At 49.1% G+C, this 15,732-nt stretch carries 9 protein-coding genes; 4 read left to right on the forward strand and 5 right to left on the reverse strand.

What is annotated here, in order from left to right; all coding sequences use genetic code 11:
- Positions 1–400: 400 nt before the first annotated feature.
- The 5 genes from E5354_RS07770 to E5354_RS07790 form a co-directional block, all read right to left on the reverse strand.
- Positions 401–1,786, reverse strand: a complete 1,386-nt coding sequence (locus E5354_RS07770; RefSeq protein ID WP_168353851.1) for an alpha-amylase family glycosyl hydrolase — start codon at positions 1,784–1,786, stop codon at positions 401–403.
- 395 nt (positions 1,787–2,181) lie between these two features.
- Positions 2,182–4,563: a TIM-barrel domain-containing protein gene (locus E5354_RS07775; RefSeq protein WP_135947079.1), complete on the reverse strand. Its 2,382-nt coding sequence runs from the start codon at positions 4,561–4,563 to the stop codon at positions 2,182–2,184.
- 135 nt (positions 4,564–4,698) lie between these two features.
- Positions 4,699–5,310: a ribonuclease HII gene (locus tag E5354_RS07780; RefSeq protein WP_246863768.1), complete on the reverse strand. Its 612-nt coding sequence runs from the start codon at positions 5,308–5,310 to the stop codon at positions 4,699–4,701.
- Positions 5,300–6,010 carry a response regulator transcription factor gene (locus tag E5354_RS07785; RefSeq protein ID WP_168353852.1) on the reverse strand — a complete coding sequence of 237 codons (711 nt, stop codon included), beginning with the start codon at positions 6,008–6,010 and terminating at the stop codon, positions 5,300–5,302. Before E5354_RS07785 ends, E5354_RS07780 begins: the two co-directional genes overlap by 11 nt.
- A 180-nt stretch (positions 6,011–6,190) precedes the next feature.
- Positions 6,191–8,011 carry a Na/Pi cotransporter family protein gene (locus tag E5354_RS07790; RefSeq protein WP_123395401.1) on the reverse strand — a complete coding sequence of 607 codons (1,821 nt, stop codon included), beginning with the start codon at positions 8,009–8,011 and terminating at the stop codon, positions 6,191–6,193.
- 187 nt (positions 8,012–8,198) lie between these two features.
- Here E5354_RS07790 and E5354_RS07795 point away from each other — a divergent pair, with 187 nt between their 5' ends.
- From E5354_RS07795 to E5354_RS07810, 4 genes are all read left to right on the forward strand, one after another.
- A complete protein-coding gene (locus tag E5354_RS07795) occupies positions 8,199–9,236 on the forward strand; it encodes a linear amide C-N hydrolase (RefSeq protein WP_135947082.1) in 1,038 nt (345 codons plus the stop codon).
- Positions 9,237–9,364: 128 nt separating this feature from the next.
- Complete coding sequence (locus E5354_RS07800) at positions 9,365–10,498, forward strand: DUF4421 domain-containing protein (RefSeq protein ID WP_135947084.1); 1,134 nt, start codon at positions 9,365–9,367, stop codon at positions 10,496–10,498.
- A gap of 243 nt (positions 10,499–10,741) precedes the next feature.
- Entirely contained in the window at positions 10,742–13,468 is a 2,727-nt protein-coding gene (locus tag E5354_RS07805; protein ID WP_135947086.1) for a TonB-dependent receptor, read from the forward strand.
- A 20-nt stretch (positions 13,469–13,488) separates the two neighbouring features.
- Positions 13,489–15,570 (forward strand): hypothetical protein, encoded by a 2,082-nt coding sequence (locus tag E5354_RS07810; protein ID WP_135947088.1) that lies wholly within the window; start codon positions 13,489–13,491, stop codon positions 15,568–15,570.
- Positions 15,571–15,732 lie beyond the last annotated feature (162 nt).

Here is a 15,732-nt window from a genome sequence, read left to right on the forward strand (position 1 = left end):
TTCTATATATAGTACAAAGTTGCATCTAATTTAATACGGCACCAAGCTATTTAACACTTATTAATTAAAATATTATTTTAATAGGTTTTAAAACAGCAATTTTGACAAAAATCTAACACAACACTATTAACGGCCGATATTCGTTTATATAGCTGATCTTTTATGACTTTTGGGCAATTCGTTTTGCAATAAATAGTCACATAACTATCGCATATACTGCTCTCCCACGCTTGCTCATCCAATAACCTACTTATTGATTTGCCTCGTTTCATAGGATATATTCAAATGAAAAAGGGAAGCGAAAGAGTTTCAACCCTCTTTCGCTTCCTTTTTTTGTTATATAATTCACTCCATTATGACGACTATGTGATTTGTAACATGTGCTGCTAAATGGATTGTATCATGCGAGTTTTATCAGCTCGGGGATATAGCCTCTCACTTTTCGCGGATTCTCTTCCCCCGGCAGCGTCACATCGGCATCGCGGTCTGAAAATATCATTGCCACGCGATTGCCTGTTTCGTCGTCCGTTTTAATGACTACAAGAATCTCGGCATCATCTTTTCGGTATCGGTCAAATTCGTTTCGACCTCTCCACATGGCCGGATTGTCACGCCTGAATGTCATCGCGTCACACACGTAGTTAAGCAGTCGGCGTTCGCGGTCGTCATCGGCCTTAAGATGCCCCGATGTGCGTGAGGCGTTGTCCGATTGACTTCCCTCGCAGTCACGCGAAAGGTCGGCAAATTCGTCACCGTAATATAGCGTTATCGGCCCGTTGTATCCTGCAAGGATGGCAAATCGGGTCATTAGATTTATCTCATTATTGTCGTCATAGAAGCTGTCGGCCACTCTCACTCCGTCATGGTTGGTCAGAAACAGGTTGGGCAACACATCGTCGGGAGCATAACCTCGATCGGCAGGCGATGAGTACACTCTCATTATGTCGTCCCATCCGTTGTCAAGGCCGCCGTAGTCGTCACCGTTCATCGAACCGCTGATAAGCTGTTTGCCGTCGAAGTCAAATGCGCTTTTTAAGCCTCCGTCGCGGAATATTCTTGAGCTGATGCTTCCTGCATCGCTCCAGTCCTCGCCTACCATGTATCCGAGAATGCCCCATTCTTTACCTTCGTTACGGCGTTTGTCGCAAATTTCCCTCACGACTTGGGATATTTCGCACCAGTAGTTATGGCCGTTCTGGCACAGCTGATAGGCCTGGTCAAATCGCCAGCCGTCGATGTCAAACTTGTCGATCCAATAGGTGGCAACCTCCTTGAAATAATCGAGTGATTCGGGATACTTTACATTTCCCGTGCCTCCGTCTTCGCCTCTGTCGCTGAGTGAGGGCGTAGAGTCAATCTGAAAACCCGATGGCGAGGGTTCATTCACGCCTCCATGATGACCGAATACTCCGTCGAGAAACACGTATATGCCGCGTTCATGGGCTTTCTCAACAAGCTCCCTTAAGTCATCCTCGGTGCCGAAGTGCGGGTCAATCTTGAAATAATTGTTGGCAAAGTAGCCTGTGGCTTGAAGCTTTTCACCACCGTCGGCCTCCGAACTGTCGAATATCGGCGTTAACCATATAGCATTGGCGCCTATGCGCACGATATGGTCAAGTGCCTGAATTACTCCCTGCAGATTACCGTCTTTACGTTCCCCAGCCGGCCCCCAAAGGCTGTCATAGCCTTCAGCACCCCCTTCTCCATGGAGGAAAGAGCCGACCATAATCTGATAGATTGTTAGCGACCTCCAGTCGCTGCTCGGTTTGTTGTGTTTCGTTTCCATAAGAATTTGTAAGTGAAATAGGTGTGTGAAAATCATTATCAACAAATAACTTCCATCACGTTGCGATTGTTCATCGCAATACCTGATGACGCAACATATTTCAATTTTACGATTGCTTTCCCCTTTAAGCTAACAAGTTGTTAATCAACTACTATTTGCTAAAGGTTGTCATATTCAGTTATCGGCCCAGGCTCAAGCCAAATGTTGTCAATATTCTTATTCGGTCAGTCCTATTTGCGGGCGCTGCATAAATTAAGTAAGGGAATGCCGTCACGGCATCCCCTTACCTGATAATAAACCAATCATTATCACATTTCTTGCAATGGAAAAAGTAATTTTGCTATGTACTATTATAACATAGCATTAAAAATTTGGTTCAGGACAAGAATTATTTTTTACAGTGACAATCCTATTTTCAGCGGCTCGTTGCGCGTAAGCGTCACCGTAAGAGTGAAGTATTTGTCGGCTGATTCAGTTATCGTGCGAACTCGTCCGTTTTCGGTAACTGATTTTATATTTGAACTCTTGATTCCCGGCAGAACCAGCGTGATTGTCTTTTCGGCTGGCATTCCCGGATAATCGCCCGACATATCGATGTCGACGGTTATCGATGACTTCGATGCCGCCCCGCGGAATGTAATCAGGGCATACTCTCCGTTGTCAAGTGACGATGTTGACTTGCGGTCGTCCTCAAACATCACGTAGTCGCTCGTCACATTGCCTCGCGGATAGTAAAGCACTGTGTATAGCGATGCGTCGTAGTCGCCCGTGTTGTCCATCTCGTAATCGGCCTGAGGGATGAAAGCTCCTGCGCGAATGAGCATCGGCAATACGTTGAGGGGCGCGTCGTAACTTATTTTCGATGGCCCGTGATAGGTGACATCGGGGTTGTTGTAGTCGATCCATGTGCCGTCGGGCACTACGATGTCGCGCTTGCGGGCGCCTTGTTGCAGCACGGGTGCCACAAGCACCTCGGAACCCCACATGTATTCATCGGTTATCGAATCGTAGGGTGTGGCTCCGTGTGCGTCGAAGTTGAGAGGACGCACCATCGGATATCCCTGCGAAGCGTTTTCGTAGGCAAGCGTATAGTTGTAAGGCAACCAACGGTAACGAGTTTTTACCAAGTCGAGCAGCTCATCGGCATATTCGGGATAGTGGTAAGGCTCGGCAAATTCCTGGGCGTGGGTGCGGAGAATGGGGGAGAATGTTCCGAGCTGGAGCCAGCGCACATATAGTTCGGGATCAATGGGATTCTCCTTGTCGATTGCGAATCCACCCACATCATGTGACATGTATGCCAATCCGCTAAGGCCCGAATTGAGCATTATCTTTATTTGAGGCTGCAGGCCTGCCCATGAGCGTGACACATCGGTCGACCATGGGAATACGCTGTAACGCTGCAGGCCGGTAGTTCCGCCTCGCATGAGCGTCATCAGTCGGGTGTCGGGATATTCGTCCTTATATAGGTCATATATGATTGAGCTCCACACATTGCCGTAGACATTGTGGTATTGACGCGCCTTCTCTCCGTTGGCGTGTACTATGGTTTCGGGATGCACTTCGGGCTCGCCGAGGTCGCCCCACCATCCGCCTACACCTTCATCGGTGAGTGTGCGGTAACGCTCGCGCAGCCAGCGGCGTGTGTCGGGATTGGCTACATCAAACATTCCTGCTTCGCCCACCCAGGTGGTGACATCGTTTATTTTGCCTTGTGCGTCATGAGTGAGCATGCCTTTTTCGGCAAGCTGATTGTAGTTGTCAATTGCACCTATCTTGTTGATGTAGGGTTGCGATATTAGTACGGTGTTGACTCCTTGAGCCTTAAGATCGGCGAGCATCTTGCGATGATCGGGCCACTGCTCCTTGTTCCATTCGAGCCGTCCCATGTCGGTTTCCTTTCCGTACCAGTATAGGTCGAGCACCACCCCGTCAACCGAATATCCGGCATTCTTGAGCGTGTCGATCACTCCGCGGGTTTCCGATTCGTTGTGGTATCCGTATTTCGATGTTATGTATCCGAGCGACCAGAAAGGAGGCAGCTCCTGTCGGCCTGTAAGTCGGGTGTATTCACGGGTAACCGACGCAAGATTGTCGGCTCCGTATATGAAATAGTATGATATCGGGGCGTCGGATTCGGTGGTATATGTGATGGGATCGCTCATTACCAGTTCCGCTGCGGCGTAGTCGTCAAGGAGCACGCCGTAGCCTTGGTTGCTTACAAACAGCGGGATGCATATATTCATCTGGTTTATGCGTGGATCGCCCTCGCCGTAACCGTAGTTCTGACGGTTATACATCACCAGTGTGTCGCCCTCTATGTTGAAGCTGTGGCCGCGTTCTCCGGCTCCGTAGAATGAGCCGCCTTTGGCCGGCACGAGTGACATTGATTTGCGTCCGTCCGATGCTGTTGTCCTCACTCCCGAGTCATAGAGCAGTCGCTCTTTTCCTCCGGTGAACGATGTTGCGCCGCTCGCAGTGTTGAGCGACACTTCAAGACCCGAAGGTAGTGTCATCACGATTTGTGAGCCGTTTTTTACGATTTTACCGTTGAATTTTTCAGCCTTCATGGAGGCAGCCTGAGTGTGGCTTGGCTTCACGCCGCGGGGAGCATTGGTTACTCTTATGATATTGTCGCTTAAGGCACGCACTACCACGCAGTTGCCGTCGGGAGTGACTGTGGTCATGGTACCTGTAGGTGCGGCATTGAGCCATACGGCGACGGTGCCGAAAATACCCATCACCGCCGTTCTGATTAGATTCAGTCGTTTTAGCATGTTGATTGTAAACTAATTCTTAAAAATAGAGACGATGCAAATATACTGCTTTTTAACAAAAACAGCAAATCAACAACAATGGATTACAGTATATTACGATAACAGCCCCGCCCCGCTTAAAATGTGTTAACGACTTTAGAACAGGGTGAGTTGCTGGGGGTCGAGGAGGCGGAAGGTCATGCGGTGGTAGGGCGTGGGGCCGTATTCGGCTATTGCTGCGCGGTGGGCGCGGGTGGGGTAGCCCTTGTTCACATTCCATCCGTATTGCGGATATTGCTCATGCAGGTTTCTCATGTACTCGTCACGGTGTGTCTTGGCAAGAATTGACGCTGCCGCTATGTTGCCAAAGCGTCCGTCGCCCTTGACAAAAGTTTGAAAAGGGATGTCGCCATAGGCCGAAAATCGATTCCCGTCGACTATTATTGCACCGGGTTTTACGCCCAATGCGTCGATTGCGCGATGCATTGCCAGTATCGACGCCCTGAGTATGTTTATGTGGTCGATCTCTTCGGGTGTTACGATGCCCACTGCCCAGGCAACAGCCTCGGCTTCGATTATGGGGCGCAGTTTCTCGCGCCTTGCTTCGGTAAGTTGCTTTGAGTCGTTAAGCATAGGATGGCGGAAATCGTCGGGAAGTATCACAGCGGCGGCATACACCGAGCCGGCAAGGCATCCTCGTCCCGCTTCGTCGCAGCCGGCTTCGTTGCGCCCGGCTATATAGCATGTGGGAAGCATTTCACTCAACATATCCGTAACCGAATCCCGGGCGGTCGACCAGCTGTTCGGCGTAGCTGCCGAGCTTCTTGCGCAGTCGGGCTATGTTTATGTCTATAGTGCGTCGGCTCACCGGCATTTCACCCGGCCATATCGTGTCTATGATCTCGTTGTGGCTGAAAAGGCGGTTGCGGTTGTTGACAAAGAGAGTCAGCAGATAGAATTCGTTGTTGGTGAGGTCAATCAGCTTGTCGCCGATGTACACGGTCATTTCATCGATGTTGATTCTCATGTCACGGCAGGTAAGCACTTTTGCCGGCGGAGTGGGTGTGCTCATGCGGTGGCGGCGCAGCACTGCGTTTACACGGGCTATCATCTCCTTCATCGAGAAGGGTTTCAGAATATAATCGTCGGCACCCGAGTTGAGGCCGTTGATAATGTCGTTTTCGCCATCGCAGGCCGTACAGAATATCAGTGGAATCGATGTGGTGCTCTTTGTCTGCTTTAGGAGATGAGCGAAGTTCATGCCCATCATGTCGTTCATCATCACATCGATTATAAACAGATTATAGTTGGGGAGATCGGCCTGATAAGCTTCATCGACATTGCGGAACACATCAACCTCAAATCCCTCTTTCTCCAGATTGAATTGCATAAGTTCACACACCAGCGGCTCATCGTCGGCAATGAGTATGCGGCACGGTTGCTCGGATGTTGATTCTATATGCTTCATAATAGGATGCATTTTTATGAATGTTGAGTTGATTTCGCATGACTGATATGACAAAGATAACGGTAAAAGCAATGTGCTACAATGTTAGTAACCGCATTGTAGCACATTTTTAACCCTTATATCACATTACAATGGCAATTCGTAACATCAGTCACGGTATTGCCACATAGATGTAATTACTTAAGCAACATGCTTGCGAAAATGGTCGCGAATCGTATCTACTACATTTATTATATAGTCGCCCATCTTTTCGAGGTCGTTGATAATGTCCATGTAGTATATGCCCGACTGATACTCGTACACCTTGTTGTTGATGTTCTCGACATTGTTGGTGCGCAGCTGATTGCGCAGGTTGTTGATTTCACGTTCTTTGTTGTAGGAGCGTATGATGGCCACTTCCCTTGCTTTTTCTACATCGCTGAGCAGCTCTATCATGTCGGTCATAGCCTCTTTCAGGTAGCCAAACATCGTGTCGATGTTCTTGTATATCAATTCGGTGAAGTCGACACCGCTTTCCTGCTTGCGTATGAGTATCTTGGCGCATCCGAAGCAGCAGTCGGCTATGCTCTCGATTTCGCTGACGATGTTGAGCATCGCGGCGATGTGGAGTTTACCTTCATTGGAGAGTCGCCCCTCAGCGCATCGGTTGAGGTAGTTGGCGATTTCGATCTCCATGCGGTCGGAAATCTCCTCATATTTCTCAAGCCGCGAGAATAGTTGCGAGAACTCCTCGCTCTTCTCCTTGGAGTGTACGAGGTTTTCCGCCATGTCGATCATGCGTTGTACGCGTTGGGCATACACGGTCATCTCCTTCTCGGCCTGGGCTATGTTGAGTTCTGAAGCACTGAGCAAGCCGGCCGATATGAATTTGAGCTGGAACTCTTCGTCCTCCTTGTGCTTTGCGGGGATTAGCTTCTCGACAATCTTCACATACATTCCCGTGAGCCATATCATTATCGAAAGGTTGATGAGATTGAACACGGTGTGGAACATTGAGAGGCCAAATGACACGCTGAACTGCATCATGGCGATCTTGGCCAGCACTTCATGTCCTGCCGGAAGGCTGCCGGCAAAGAGTTGGTTGTATATGTCGGGCTGTGTATCTTCGAGAGTATTCACGTAGGTAAACAGAGTTTCCGGATTGCCTTGTCCGAAGGCTTCGGTTATCCACACGTTGAGGTTGACAAACGGATAGAACACACACAAAGTCCATATTATGCCGAGGGTGTTGAACAGCAGGTGTCCCATTGCCGTTCGTTTTGCCGCAACGTTTCCGCTCATTGACGCGAGCAGCGGCGTTATGGTGGTTCCTATGTTGCTGCCGAGCACTACGGCACAGGCAAGGTCAAATGATATCCATCCCTTGGTACACATTATAAGTACTATGGCGAATGTCGCCGCCGACGACTGGATGACTGCCGTGACGATTATACCCACAAGCAGGAACAGCAGCACTGAAGTGAAGCCCATCGATGCGTAACGCTCGAGGAAGGCAAACATTTCGGGATTGCTCTGAAGGTCGGGGACATAGTCGCTTATCATGTCCAGGCCCATGAACAGGAACGAGAAGCCTATCAGGAACTCGCCTATGGACTTGGTGCGGCTTTTCTTGGAGAAGAGCAACGGGACTGAACATGCTATGAGCGGGAGAATGAAGAGCGATGTGTCGACTTTGAATCCGAACAAGGCTATGATCCATGCGGTGAAGGTCGTACCCACATTTGCTCCGAAGATGACAGCCATTGATTGGGCCAGCGTCATCAAGCCTGCATTTACGAAGCTGACTACCATTACGGTGGAGGCCGACGAGCTCTGAATCAGGGCAGTGATGGCAAAACCGGTCAATGTACCTGTGAATCTGTTGCGGGTCATTGCCGAAAGGATGTTACGCAAGCGGTCGCCCGCAGCCTTCTGGAGGCCTTCGCTCATCACTTTCATTCCGTAAAGGAATAGACCGACGGAACCGAGGAGAGCTAAAAAGTCTAATAATGTATAATTCATACTTGAGGCATCGAAGTCGTTGGTGAAAGTCTTCTTTGTTTCCAACGACAAAGATATAATAAAAGTTCCTTATTACATAAATTTGTTAAATTTTTGTGATATAAAATTTTCTATATGGCTGTTGCGACACCCGAACTTAATAATTCTCTCAAGCGTTTTTAATCGTAAGTATTAAAATGTCTTGACGATGAAATTCCGATTCTTTATTTGTATTGCGGCTATGATGGCGTCGTTGACCGCATCTCGCGCCGATGCCTGTTCCCGCATCCTTTATGTAGGCGAGGATTCTCTTCGCATAGTGGGGCGTTCGCTTGATTGGAAAACTCCCATACCTACCAACCTATATGTCTATCCGCGTGGAATGGCCAAGGTTGGCAATGTCGGAGATAACGTAGTGAAATGGACTTCACGTTACGGTTCGGTATATGCTGTGGGCTACGACGGCGGAGTTACCGAAGGTATGAATGAAATGGGGCTTGTTATAAACGGCCTGTTTTGCAAGGGTACGGTTTATAACAATGATTCTACTGCCGGCAGGCCGGGAATGTCGCTTGCCGTGTTTGTGGCATGGCTTCTCGACATGAACGCAACGACACCCGAAGTGGTGAAGGTGCTGAAGGAGCACAATTTCGACATATCGGGAGCCACTTTCGACGGCGGAACGGTGTCGGCTCTGCACTGGGGTATAACCGATGCTCAGGGACAAAGTGCCATATTTGAGTTTGACCACGGAACAATTAAGGTTTATGAAGGTGAGGACATGAAGGCTATGACCAACGACCCGTCCTATCCCGAAATGCAGGCTATTAATGACTATTGGATAAAGGTTGGCGGCGAGAATATGCTCCCCGGAACCGTAAAGAGTCCCGACCGGTTTGTGCGCGGATACTTCTTTGACGGCCATGTTGAGAAAACTGCCGACTCCGACCTCGGACTCGCCATAATACGAAGCATATTGGTAAACGTTTCGGTGCCTTATACCTATCGTCTTGAAGGCGAGCCTAATGTTTCATCCACTCAGTGGCGTTCGTTTGCCAACCTCCGCGACCGACTTTACTATTTCGATATAGTGACCAACCCCGGCATATATTATATCGACTTGAAGAAGTGCGATTTGCGCCCGGGTGCTCCGGTAATGAAGCTTGACACTTCCAAGTCGAGCGTGATGATAGGCGATGTTACCGACAGCCTTAAGCCCGCCGATCCGTTTAAGCCGATGTATTGATTACCGGCCGAATGAAACCCTATTCCGCCCGGACTCGGAAAATCCGGACGGAATATTTTTATAGCTCATGTATAGCTTCGCTGTCGATTAATAGTGCTATTTTTGCATTACATTAAATGATTTAGTTGATGAAGTCACTCTTGTCCAGGCTTAGATTTGCTATTGCCGCATTGGCGTTGCTGTGCTCGGTCAGTGCCGTTGCGCATGACTACGCAATGGCCGATTCAGCTGTGGTCGACACTATTTCGGCACCTCACGCAAGGTGGTATCGCCAACTTATCGACAACGGGTTCCACATAAACGACCCCGACATCAATTACCCGCGATTCTGGCGATGGTGTGTGGATGTCTACAATTGGGGCGACCGCACCTTCAACAGCTATGACCCCGATTACGTTGTGGGTGCCGGGAAAAACTGGAAGGCGGGATTAAAGAGCTACAACTGGACCGAAAACTATACGCTGCTGTTCCCTCACAAGCTCCGGGTCAACATGGTGTCGGACATTTTCAGCGATGTCGGTGCCTATCTGTCGTTCATGGCCGTAAGCGTAGGCTACACTCTTAATGCCAACGATGTATTCGGCCATCCTGTGGCCAATCATCATAATTTCGATTTCAATTTCTGCTGCGCCCTGTTCTCGGCCAACCTGAATCTGGCTTCGACTTCCGGAGGCACTCGCATAACGCGCTTCGGCGACTACAACAAGGGCGAGCATCTTTCGCAACGGTTTGACGATGTGTCGCTGTCATCGGTGGGAGGCGACATATACTACTTCTTCAACCATTCCCGCTATTCGCAGGCGGCTGCCTACAGCTACTCCAAGTATCAGCTGCGAAGCGCTGGCTCGTGGATTGCCGGCGCGGCGGTGACCCATCAGAACATCAACATCGATTTCTCGGGACTTCCACCCGAAATGCTCGAAAAGCTCCCGGGCGACTATGAAAAGTATCGCTTTCACTACACCGACTATGGTCTTATAGGCGGTTATGCCTATAACTGGGTGCTTCATCCCAAGCGGTGGCTGATAAATGCCACAATTCTCCCGTCGATAGGTTACCGTCACTCCTACGAAGGAGCTACCGAAGGGCGCAAGGACATGTTTTCAACCAATGTGCGAGCAATGATGTCGGTTGTCTACAATCATCGAAGCCTTTACGCATCGCTTGTCGGACGATATGACGGACACATATATTATAAAAGCGCCTACACATTCGTTAACTCCAATAATTCAGTCACATTAAACATTGGCACGCGTTTTTAAGCGATTATTGCCGACCTGTCTAATTTTTAACATCTTCAACGGTGATTTTGGTGTAGTGTTATTAATAGATATTCAATATAATTTAATATCTTTGTAAATAATTATTTAAGCACCCAAGCCTGCTGAATCGTTTGCAGTTCAATAACATAGAAGTTTGTCAGCGTAGTAGCCGGTTACAATTTGTAACTTTGTGTGTTAAAATAGTTACAGTTTAATTAACAATCAAACCAAGTCATTATTATTATGAAGAGACTCCTTCTCTTGGCCAGTGCTATCTGGCTCATGTGTGCAGCGGCGATAGCCGCGCCGGATGATATCAAATGTAGTGGCGTAGTAGTCGATGAGCAGGGCGAGCCTATCATCGGTGCTACAGTGACCCTTCCGGGAACATCCACGGCCACTGCTACCGATGTCGACGGCCGTTTTACCTTGATCGTGCCTCAAGGCAAGAAACTCAATATCACTTACATCGGATACAAGCCCGTTGAGGTTGTCGCAAAACCCGACATGGGTACAATACCTATGGAGGTTGAGGCCCAGATGCTTAAGGATGTCGTGATAACTCAGTCGGCTGCCCGTACGCGACTTACTCCTGTGGCTGTGTCGACTCTCGGAGCGCAGACTATCGATGTCAAGCTCGGTAATCAGGAACTCCCCGAAGTGCTGAAGACTACACCCGGTGTGTGGACAACGCGTGACGGTGGCGGTTTCGGTGACGCTAAGACCAATATGCGTGGTTTCAAGAGCCCCAATGTCGCTGTGATGGTCAACGGTATTCCCATCAACGACATGGAGTGGGGTGGTGTTTATTGGTCCAATTGGGCCGGACTCGGTGATGTCGCTGCCAATATTCAGACTCAGCGCGGTCTTGGTGCCACTATCGTGTCGACTCCCTCGGTGGGCGGTACAATCAACATCACCACCCGCACTATCGATGTCGAGAAGGGCGGTAGCGTTTGGTACGGAATGGGTAACGACGGAATGAACAACTTCGGTGTGAAGGTGTCGACCGGTCTTATGAAGAACGGATGGGCTATAACCGTGCTTGCTTCGCGCAAGTGGGGCGACGGATACATCCAGGGTACTCCCTTCAACAGCTACAACTACTTCGTGAACGTGTCGAAGCGCATAAATGAAAACCATCAGTTGGCATTGACCGCTTTCGGTGCTCCTCAGACTCACTACAAGCGTGACTCCAACTATGGCGGTCTTACAATTGACGGCTATCAGACCTATGCAAAGCGCTATATGGGTAGCGAAAGCATGTACCGTTACAACCCCACATTCGGTTACGACAATAACGGACAGATGCGCAACTCGAGCTATAACTACTATCACAAGCCTCAGATTTCATTGAACCACATCTGGAAAATCGATGAAACTTCTTCACTCTCATCGGCTGTTTACGTTTCTCTTGCCAACGGAGGCGGTTACAGCGGTCAGGGTTCGGGCCTCGACGGATACTCCTACTCCGATTGGCGCGGTGCCCAGTACGGTGAGCTCAACATGAAGTTCCGTCGCCCCGACGGTACATTTGACTACGGTGCTATTCAGGATCTTAACGCAGCAAGTACCAACGGTTCAAAGCTTGTAATGTCGGAGTCAATCAACTCGCACAAGTGGTTTGGACTCGTATCGAGCTACAAGAAAGAGCTTGAACTCGGTCGCAACAAATTGAATTTGACCGGCGGTATCGACCTCCGTTACTATGTCGGCGATCATAAGAACAAGATTAACGACCTATATGGCGGTGAATACTTCATCGACTACAGCACACGTAAGGATGTTGACCCGCTTTTGAACTCGGCTGCCGCCAATCCCAACTGGAAATACGAGAAACTCGGCATAGGTGACATCGTTTACCGCAACTATCTCGGTTACACTGTACAGGAGGGTATCTACGGTCAGGGTGAGTACACGATCCTTGACGGTAAATTCAATTTCGTATTGTCGGGAGCTCTTAACAACACCAGCTACTGGCGTCGCGACAAGTTCTACTACGACAAGGCTAACGAAAAGTCGGAAACTGTCAACTTCATCGGTGGAACCATAAAGGGTGGTGCCAACTATAACATTGACGATTTCAACAACGTATTCTTCAATCTCGGTTACATAAGCCGTGCCCCCTTCTTCTCGGGAGGTGCATTCCTTAACTCGACCAACTCCAACGCCATCAACAAGGATGCCGTAAACGAAAAGGTAATGTCCTATGAAATCGGTTACGGTTACAACTCACGCACATTTGCTATCAGCGTAAATGCTTATTGGACCAAGTGGATGGACCGCAGCGGATTGTCGCGTCGTGGTGAGTTCTCTCGCGCCGATGGTACATTCTATATGAACATGACCGGTGTCGACGCTCGTCACATGGGTATAGAGATGAACTTCAACTGGATTCCTGTAAGATGGTTGAATGTCGAAGGTATGATTTCATGGGGTGACTGGATTTGGGACAGCAATGCCAACGGTTACTTCTACAATCAGCTTGGACAGCCTATCCAGAATCTTACCGATGGTGCTCTTGCCGACGGTATCGGTGCCGAAAACCACTTGAAGTCGACCCTCAACCAGAAGGGTGTAAAGGTGGGGGGGTCGGCTCAGACCACCGGTTCGCTTTCGTTGACTTTCCTCCCTTTCAAGGGATTCCGTATCGGCGGCGACTGGGTGATGAATGCCCGCAACTACAGCGACTTCTACATCTCGCCCTCTTCGCTCGGAACCAAGGCCATCAATGTCAACGACCTTTGGCAAATTCCCTGGGGACAGCAGCTTGACCTCAATGCAAGTTATCGTTTCAAGATTGGAAATGTAAATGCCACTCTTTATGGCAATGTTTACAACTTGTTCAACTATAACTATATTATGGATGCCCAGACTCCTACCACCTCAAACGGAACATGGCAGGAGGCCTACAGCGTATTCTATTCATTCGGCCGCACCTATACCGTTCGTATGAGAATTAATTTCTAATATATAATTGCGAAACAACAATGAAATATAACAATATATTCAAGAGCATGATTATCGGCGGAGCCGTAGTCGCACTTGCTGGTTGTTCGGAAAATTCCTGGAATGAGGATTATCTCGACGGCTTTGAAGTGCCTCCCGTAAGCTCTAACGTGGAAACTTTGGACTATACGCTCACTGCCGACGATTATAAGAATGTAGCAGCTAATCCTGCTAATGTGGCGTTGGCTAAGTCTAAGGGCTTGAGCAAGCAGCTGTCGGCAGTAGGCAGCAACGGTTACTTTACCGATGAAATCCCCGCAAAGGATTACCTTCCCGCCTACATGGATTCAATCCTATTCCCTTACTTCGCTCTTAACGACGGTTCGGCTATAAATCTCACCTACAAGCAATCTCAGGCTGTGCCCGAGCTTATCACTCAGGTCGATGCCGCCGAGATGGCTACTGTGTCCGACGACGAGTACAAGGAAGTGTGGGGAAGTACCTCTGCCTATGCCAAGGCTTTCACCCCCGAGCGTCCCGCTTCAAGCTATCTGCCTCGACTGCTGTCGCAGCGTTTCCCTGAGGCTGTTTCAGGCGACTACGTATTGATTTCCTATAATGAGGCTGAGGTTGAGCCCGACTTTGAGAACGGTGTAATCACTCCCATCAAGGATGTCAAGATAGGTGAAACCTACAATGTTCAGGGCTTTGTTACCGCTATATGTGCCCAGGGATACATATTGAGCGACGACTCCGGAAGCCTGCTCGTGTATGTTGGACGCGACTTCGTGGCCGACAATTATAAGATAGGTCAGATGATTGCATTGAACGGCACCGGCTCGAAGTACAACGGCGGCCTGCAGATGTCGATAATTAGCGAAAATGTCGTGGGTAGCGAAATCTATGGCTATCCCGCTCCCATCGAGCTTGACGGAGCTGCAATGAACACCTATCGCGATGAGTTTGTAGCTGCCAACAAGGAAGGAAAAGGAAAGATGGGCATATATGTCAAGTTCACTGCCAATGTCATTTCTACCGGCAACTACACCAACTTTGTAGTAGAAGGCGCCGAAACAAAGTGCAGCGCTTATCAGCCCACCGAAGCTACCAAGGCTCTGTTCACCAAGGGCGAGGATGCTGTGATAACCGGCTACATGATGTCGGTGAATCTCGACCGAAATACCGGCGAGCCCACCTATCTTAATTTCATCATCACTTCGGTTAACGGTACTGCTACCGCTCCCATGGCCGAGGACAACCCCTATGTTCCCGCTCCGACTCCTGTTGAGTCAGTTCCCGCCAACTCATTGTACACTTACAATGGCTCGGCTTGGAGCTTGGCTTCAAATGTAGTTACGCTCACCAACGACGACTATATTGCAATGGGCCAGAAGTATGGCAACCTCTCGGGAACACTCCCTGAAACATTGCTCCCCGTATTCCTGAAAAACAAGTTCCCCTATGCGTTGGCCGACGATGTGAAGTATGTCGCCTACAAGTACTACGGCTCCGACAAGAGCGCTACAGTGCGTTGCAAGGAGCTTACCTACAACGGCAGCGAGTGGGTGATGAACACCAATGTGGATGTTGTTACCGAGCAGTATGTAAAGACCAAGGGCTCTTGGATGTTCAATCCCAATGTCACCATATCGATTCCCAATGTCCGTCAGTCGGAACCCGGACTCACCTTCTATCAGACTACTGTAGACTGGGTTAAGGCTAACGAGGGCGAAGGCTATATCGACCGTGGCAATTCGGAATTCTTCTCGGGATGTTCGGCTTACTACTGCAATGTCAACCATGACATATCGCAGGTTGAGAAGTATGCTTCAAGCATGTGGCCCGACATGACCCAGAGCGTGGTTATTCCCAAGATGCGCGAAAACTTCCTCTATGTCACCATGCCGGCTACCTTGAAGGCTCTCTATCCCGAGGCCAACTTGATCGACGGCTACACCCAGCCTATTGTTTACGAGATTGATTACGTGACCTACTACGGTTCATCGGCTTATGATGGACAGAGCGGCAATGTCAACGACACTGTACGCTATGAGGTGACCGGAAAGGCCGACTTCAAGCTCATTTACTCTACTTGGCTCGGAGGTGAAGTGAAGGGTGAATAAAATCAGCTCTTGAAAAGGTAAAAATTGGAATTCTAATATCGGAGCGACGGCATCATCGATGTCGTCGCTCTTTTTTTGGCGACAATGGCTACTGATTTGTAATAATTTACGACATAATCGCTTTTTTGCAATTATTAAGTGTGTGGAATGGAGTTTAATAGG

The sequence above is a fragment of the Muribaculum sp. NM65_B17 genome, assembly GCF_004793735.1.
GTDB classification, from domain to species: domain Bacteria; phylum Bacteroidota; class Bacteroidia; order Bacteroidales; family Muribaculaceae; genus Muribaculum; species Muribaculum gordoncarteri.

What these genes read in the sequence shown, in the direction of transcription:
- E5354_RS07770 (WP_168353851.1), bottom strand. Translation starts at nt 1,786, where the DNA reads ATGGAAACGAAACACAACAAACCGAGCAGCGACTGGAGGTCGCTAACA.
- E5354_RS07775 (WP_135947079.1), bottom strand. Translation starts at nt 4,563, where the DNA reads ATGCTAAAACGACTGAATCTAATCAGAACGGCGGTGATGGGTATTTTC.
- E5354_RS07780 (WP_246863768.1), bottom strand. Translation starts at nt 5,310, where the DNA reads ATGTTGAGTGAAATGCTTCCCACATGCTATATAGCCGGGCGCAACGAA.
- E5354_RS07785 (WP_168353852.1), bottom strand. Translation starts at nt 6,010, where the DNA reads ATGAAGCATATAGAATCAACATCCGAGCAACCGTGCCGCATACTCATT.
- E5354_RS07790 (WP_123395401.1), bottom strand. Translation starts at nt 8,011, where the DNA reads ATGAATTATACATTATTAGACTTTTTAGCTCTCCTCGGTTCCGTCGGT.
- E5354_RS07795 (WP_135947082.1), top strand. Translation starts at nt 8,199, where the DNA reads ATGAAATTCCGATTCTTTATTTGTATTGCGGCTATGATGGCGTCGTTG.
- E5354_RS07800 (WP_135947084.1), top strand. Translation starts at nt 9,365, where the DNA reads ATGAAGTCACTCTTGTCCAGGCTTAGATTTGCTATTGCCGCATTGGCG.
- E5354_RS07805 (WP_135947086.1), top strand. Translation starts at nt 10,742, where the DNA reads ATGAAGAGACTCCTTCTCTTGGCCAGTGCTATCTGGCTCATGTGTGCA.
- E5354_RS07810 (WP_135947088.1), top strand. Translation starts at nt 13,489, where the DNA reads ATGAAATATAACAATATATTCAAGAGCATGATTATCGGCGGAGCCGTA.